Raw genomic sequence first — 1,582 nt, 5'->3', positions numbered from 1 at the left:
TCGCCGGTGAGGGCGGTGGCCTCGGCGGTGACGGCGGTGGTCCCGGCGGCGACGGCGGTGGTCCCGGCGGTGGTCCCGGCGGCGACGCGGGTCGCCTCGTCGTGATGGGCGCCCTGCCGCTCCGGCCCCGTCCCCAGACAGAGGAAGAGCGCGGCGAGGAGCGTCGCCACGGCACTCGCCAGTGCCATGGGACGCGCGTGTCGGAACAGGCGTACGAGCCGTGGGGCCCCCATGGGCGCAGATCGTAGTGGGAGAGGAGCCCGTGTGGGCCGAACGGGGTACCACTCGGTAGCGAAGGGCAACCGCCGGACGGGCGAACAAGGCGCCTCCCGGCACCCGGATCCGGACGCTCCCCCGTTACCTGAGTCACACCCGAGCAGGCAGTATGGGTGTGCAACGTGCGCGAAACCATGTGGTGGGATGCTCAGGTGCCCCCCGATGTACCGGAGGCGGTGGGAGCAGGCGGCCTGACCAGCGAGGATGGGTGTGGAAATGGACAAGCAGCAGGAATTTGTGCTCCGTACGCTCGAGGAGCGCGACATCCGCTTCGTACGTCTGTGGTTCACCGACGTGCTCGGCTTCCTGAAGTCGGTGGCCGTGGCCCCCGCCGAACTGGAGCAGGCCTTCGACGAGGGCATCGGCTTCGACGGCTCCGCGATCGAGGGCTTCGCCCGCGTCTACGAGTCCGACATGATCGCCAAGCCCGACCCGGGCACCTTCCAGATCCTGCCGTGGCGCGCCGAGGCCCCGGGCACGGCCCGGATGTTCTGCGACATCCTCATGCCGGACGGCTCGCCGTCCTTCGCCGACCCGCGGTACGTCCTCAAGCGCGCCCTCGCCAAGACCTCCGACCTCGGCTTCACCTTCTACACCCACCCCGAGATCGAGTTCTTCCTCCTGAAGGACAAGCCGCTCGACGGCACCCGGCCCACCCCGGCCGACAACTCGGGCTACTTCGACCACACCCCGCAGAACGTCGGCATGGACTTCCGCCGCCAGGCCATCACCATGCTGGAGTCGATGGGCATCTCGGTGGAGTTCTCCCACCACGAGGGCGCGCCCGGCCAGCAGGAGATCGACCTCCGCTACGCCGACGCCCTGTCCACGGCGGACAACATCATGACCTTCCGCCTGGTCATGAAGCAGGTGGCCCTGGAGCAGGGCGTGCAGGCCACGTTCATGCCGAAGCCGTTCTCGGAGTACCCGGGCTCGGGCATGCACACCCACCTGTCCCTCTTCGAGGGCGACCGGAACGCCTTCTACGAGTCGGGCGCCGAGTACCAGCTGTCGAAGGTGGGCCGCTCCTTCATCGCGGGCCTCCTGCGCCACGCGGGCGAGACCTCCGCCGTCACCAACCAGTGGGTCAACTCGTACAAGCGCATCTGGGGCGGCTCCTCCCGCACGGCCGGCTCGGGCGGCGAGGCCCCCTCGTACATCTGCTGGGGCCACAACAACCGCTCCGCCCTCATCCGCGTGCCCATGTACAAGCCGGGCAAGACGGGCTCTTCCCGCGTCGAGGTCCGCTCCATCGACTCGGGCGCCAACCCGTACCTGACCTACGCGGTCCTCCTCGCCGCCGGCC

General features: G+C 69.5%; 1 protein-coding gene and 1 pseudogene. One reads left to right on the top strand and one right to left on the bottom strand.

The annotated features are described in order from the left end of the window. Positions 1-188: pseudogene (locus tag CCN56_RS42670) on the bottom strand (hypothetical protein); the annotation flags it as partial. Positions 189-492: 304 nt separating this feature from the next. On the opposite strand from CCN56_RS42670, the gene CCN56_RS20135 reads away from it, so the two are divergent. Beyond that, a partial coding sequence (locus CCN56_RS20135; RefSeq protein ID WP_086828728.1) for a glutamine synthetase family protein occupies positions 493-1,582 on the top strand: 1,090 nt, incomplete at its 3' end.

Origin of the sequence: Streptomyces sp. NRRL B-24572, assembly GCF_002156145.1 — a bacterium.
Taxonomy (GTDB): Bacteria; Actinomycetota; Actinomycetes; order Streptomycetales; family Streptomycetaceae; genus Streptomyces; species Streptomyces vietnamensis.
The sequence above is the reverse complement of the archived record's forward strand: the minus strand, read 5'-3'. Positions and strand labels throughout refer to the sequence as shown.